Here is a 4054-nt window from a genome sequence, read left to right on the forward strand (position 1 = left end):
CATTCTTTGAGGTAAACACAATGAACAACGATTTTAAAGATATCATGCAAAATAGAAAGTCTATCCGGCACTATGATTCCAGCGTTAAGATTTCCCGTGACGAATTGCTGGAAATCATTAATGAGTCCATCTCTGCCCCAAGCGCCTGCAATCTGCAATCCTGGCACTTCGTTATCGTCGACACGCCTGAAGGCAAAGAAAAGCTTCATGACTTCTTGATGCCGTTCAACTACCAACAGGTTGACACGGCTCCTGCTACCATCATGGTCTTCGGCAACACCAAGTCATATCTGAAGTACCGTGACCTGTGGAATGGCATGGTTGAAGCCAAGAAGGTCACCCCGGAAGCCCGTGACGCCGCGGTTAACACCTTCCTTCCGCTTTACGAGAAAGCTGACCGGCAAATGTTAGTCGCAGATGCAATGGTTGATGCCTCACTTGTCTCCATGCAACTGATGCTGGTTGCCCGTGAACATGGCTACGAAACCAACCCAATGGCTGGCTATGACGCAAGCAAAGCTGCGGCAGAATTTGGCTTGGACCCAGAACAATACATTCCAGTGATGGCCATCTCTATTGGCAAGCCAGACCCAAGCGAAGTTGTTCCAGATACTGTCCGTTATGATGTAAAAGACGTAACGGAATTCGCCTAAATCTTATTTTGAATACATACAAAAAACTGTTTCCAACTCTCACCGGAAACAGTTTTCTTATGCTCTATTTAATTACTTCTGCAAGGCAGCAGCAACCGCGGCGTTGACGTCAGCTTGTTCGCTGGCAATCAAGTCTACCCGGGTAGCGATGACCTTCCGGTCCATCTTGATTTCCCGGTTCAGCAGCATGTCGCTTTCCTTGTCAGTAAAGAAGGCGTTGTATTCGTCATAGCGTTCCTGAGTCTTGAAGACGCGGGAGATGACAGTGATGAAGGTAGCGAATTCCATGTCGCCGCCGACCGTCTTTTCCATCCATGCCCATTCGTCTCTGATCCAGTTCCAGGCCAGCTGTTCACCTGCCGGGTTGGACAAAACGCCGTTAAACCAGCCGCGCAGGTCCTGCGGCTTGACGATTTCAGCGTTTTCGAACCAGGATACAATCTTCTTCAGTTCGCCTTTGTCCTTGCTCTTCACGATCGCGGCTTCCAAGTCCATCTTGAATGATGGGTCGCTAGTTGCCTGGTACAAACCGATCAGCTTGTCAGTCAATTCGCTTGACCCGTAGTTTTCAACTTCGTTGATCAAAACGTAAGCCCGGATGTCTGCGGACAATTCTGCCAGCTTATCAGCGTATTCCACGTAGATTTCGTGGGCTTGCTTTTCTGAATCAGCGTTGCGGCCGTAAAGACTTGCGGACAAAACGTATGGCCGGGTCTGGATGTCTTCATCGCTTTCCCCTGCCTTAGGCAGCCAGCCCAAACGGGCAACTTGGTCCTTGGACAAGTCGTTGTACAAAGCCCGCAGGTTCTTGTCGGCTTCGCTGCCGGCTGGGGCAAATTGCCGCAGCTTAGCAGCAGTCGTGTACAAAGCGTCGTTAACAATGTGGCTTTCTGAGTTCTTGAAGAGTTCCAGAACTGGTACCACGTCAGCATATGAAGCCTGCTTGCCTTCTGCCAAAAGCCGCAGGTCTTGCAGCAATTGCAATTGGGAAACTGGGTCCAAGTCCTTGGCTTCCTTCATGATGTCGTCCATCAAAGTCTGGTCGTACTTCACGATGAAGTGAGAGTTGTTGCCCACGTTCAAGCGCAGAGCGTGACCAGCTTCTTCTCTAAGAGCTTGGTAGTCGCCCAGGTCGATTTCAGTTTCTGACATGATCTTCGGTGCCTTAAAGTTGGCGTTAAGCGGAATTTCCCACTTGCGGCCGACTTCCTTGCCTTCGCCGATGAAGAATTGCTTCTGAGTCAGCTTCAAGTGGCCGTCCTTAACAAAAGCATTCACCACTGGGTAGCCAGGCTGGTCCAGCCAAGTGTGCATGATTTTCCCAATGTTCAAGTCAGTAGCCGTTGACAAGGCATCCCAGAGGTCGTCACCGGCCGCGTTGCCAAACTTATGCTCGTCAAAGTAGCGCTTAAGGCCCCTTCTCAAAGCTTCGTCGCCCAAAAGTGACCGGACCATGACCAGCATTCTTGAACCCTTGGCGTAAACAATCGCCCCGTCAAAGAGGGCATCGATTTCAGCCGGGTCGTTGACTTCCACGTGCACTGACTGTACCCCGTCGGTTGCATCCCGGGTCAAGGCAGCCGCTGCTTCAGAAGTCTGGAACATTTCCCAGATGTGCCAGTTAGGTTCCAGGTGGTCAACTGACAGGTATTCCATCATATTGGCGAAACTTTCGTTCAGCCAGAGGTTGTCCCACCATTCCATGGTTACCAGGTCGCCGAACCATTGGTGGGCCAGTTCGTGGGTCACCACAGTCGCAACCAGCTTCTTCATTTCCAAAGTGGTGTTGTCCGGGTCCAAAAGCAGGTAGGCTTCCCGGTAGGTTACCAGGCCCCAGTTTTCCATGGCGCCGGCTGAGAAGTCAGGCAGGGCCAGCTGCAGTGATTGCGGCAGCGGATATGGAGTTTGGTAAAAGTCTTCGTAGAATTCGATTGCCCGCTTGGCAATGTCCAATGAGAAGGTCAGTTCCTTTTCAGTGTGGGCTTGAGTTGAGTAAACCCCGATCAAAACCCCGCTCTTGGTGTGGGTGGTCAATGACCGCATTTCACCAAAGGCAAAAGCAACCAGGTAGCTGGACATGCGGACAGTTTCCTTAAAGTAGTGAACGCCGTTTTCTACCCGGTCTTCCGGCATGTTGGCCAGGACAGTTTCGCCTTCGTGTTCGTCGAACTTCAGGGCCAGGGAGAAGGTTGCCTTAGCTTCTGGTTCGTCGACACATGGGAAGGCTTCCCGGGCAAAAGTAGTTTCAAACTGGGTCCCGATCAGTTCCTTCTTGACGCCGTCAACTTGGTAGTAGGACGGGTAGATCCCCATCATGGTGTCAGTCAATGGAGCTGAGTAGTCGATCGCAATGACCGCTTCCCCGGTCTTGCCGGCTTCGATCTTGATGCCTTCAAAGTCGTCGCCGAAGGTAAACGGCACTTCCTTGCCGTCAACCGTGACTTTGCTGATGGTCATGTACTTTTGGTGGACCAAGACAGTTTCTTCCTGGATTTCACCATGGATGGTGGAAGTCCCTGAGAAAGATCTTGCTGCCCGGTCAACGTCGATGTACAGATCGTAGTGATCTGGATGGAATGTTTCGTAAAAGCGCTTAACAGCCATTGTTTCCTCCTATAATCCGCGGCAGATTTTCCCGCGATATTTTGTATTCACACTTCTCTATTCTAGCAAAAAAGCCGAAATAAAGCCGCTTTAATGCAAAATATCTGGATTTTGCCCTAACAATTAATTCCATTTTTGAAATAATAGTTTGAAGTAAATTCCACTTTATGTCATTCTCTTGACAATTGTTACTAATGTTACTTATTCGTTCGACTAATTTAAAGCGCTTAAAATGATAATTTTGGCCCTCTTTTCTGCTTTTTTATGACATTTTTGCCAAAAAATTGTTCATTTTACCAGATTGTTAACGAGCTGTGGTCGTTTTGTAACGTTCCTGTAATATTCCTTTAGTAGCATAGACTTAGTTTTTAAGAGAAGCAAGTGAGGAGTTTCTACCATATGAAGTTCAAACGTAATTTCAAGAAAGTTTTATCAGCAACTGCTTTTGCAGCTGCCCTCGTGGTTGCTCCCGCCGCTAACGTTTCAGCGGCAACCAATGACGCAAATTCTACCCAACAGTCAGCAACTGCAACTAGTCAAGACAAGCAAGCCAGCCAAGACCAGGCCGCAAGCCAGTCTAGCGCTGCCAATCAAAGCTCAGCTACTGCTGCTTCAGCAAGCTCAACCAGCTCAAGCACTTCTACTTCTACTAACACGGTAAAGAAGACCACTAAGAAGGCCAAGAAGACTACTAAGAAGAGCAAGAAGAAGGCTGTTAAGAAGACCAAGAAGACTTCAAAGAAGAAGTCTACCAAGAAGGTTGCTAAGAAGACTACTAAGAAGAAGGCAACTAAGAA

At 48.9% G+C, this 4054-nt stretch carries 2 protein-coding genes and 1 pseudogene; 2 read left to right on the forward strand and 1 reads right to left on the reverse strand.

Annotated elements, in window-relative coordinates; all coding sequences use genetic code 11:
* The first annotated feature begins 20 nt into the window (after nucleotides 1-20).
* Nucleotides 21-653, forward strand: coding sequence for a nitroreductase family protein (locus tag ACI32D_RS01960; RefSeq protein WP_439774983.1), 633 nt, complete (start codon nucleotides 21-23; stop codon nucleotides 651-653).
* A gap of 72 nt (nucleotides 654-725) precedes the next feature.
* Here the strand turns inward: ACI32D_RS01960 and ACI32D_RS01965 are convergent, their stop codons facing one another.
* Complete coding sequence (locus ACI32D_RS01965; RefSeq protein ID WP_439774984.1) at nucleotides 726-3257, reverse strand: M1 family metallopeptidase; 2532 nt, start codon at nucleotides 3255-3257, stop codon at nucleotides 726-728.
* 399 nt (nucleotides 3258-3656) lie between these two features.
* Between ACI32D_RS01965 and ACI32D_RS01970 the strand changes: the two are divergent.
* A pseudogene (locus tag ACI32D_RS01970) lies at nucleotides 3657-4054 on the forward strand (peptidoglycan-binding protein LysM); the annotation flags it as partial.

Source organism: Lactobacillus sp. (genome assembly GCF_051873315.1).
In the GTDB taxonomy this organism is placed as follows: domain Bacteria; phylum Bacillota; class Bacilli; order Lactobacillales; family Lactobacillaceae; genus Lactobacillus.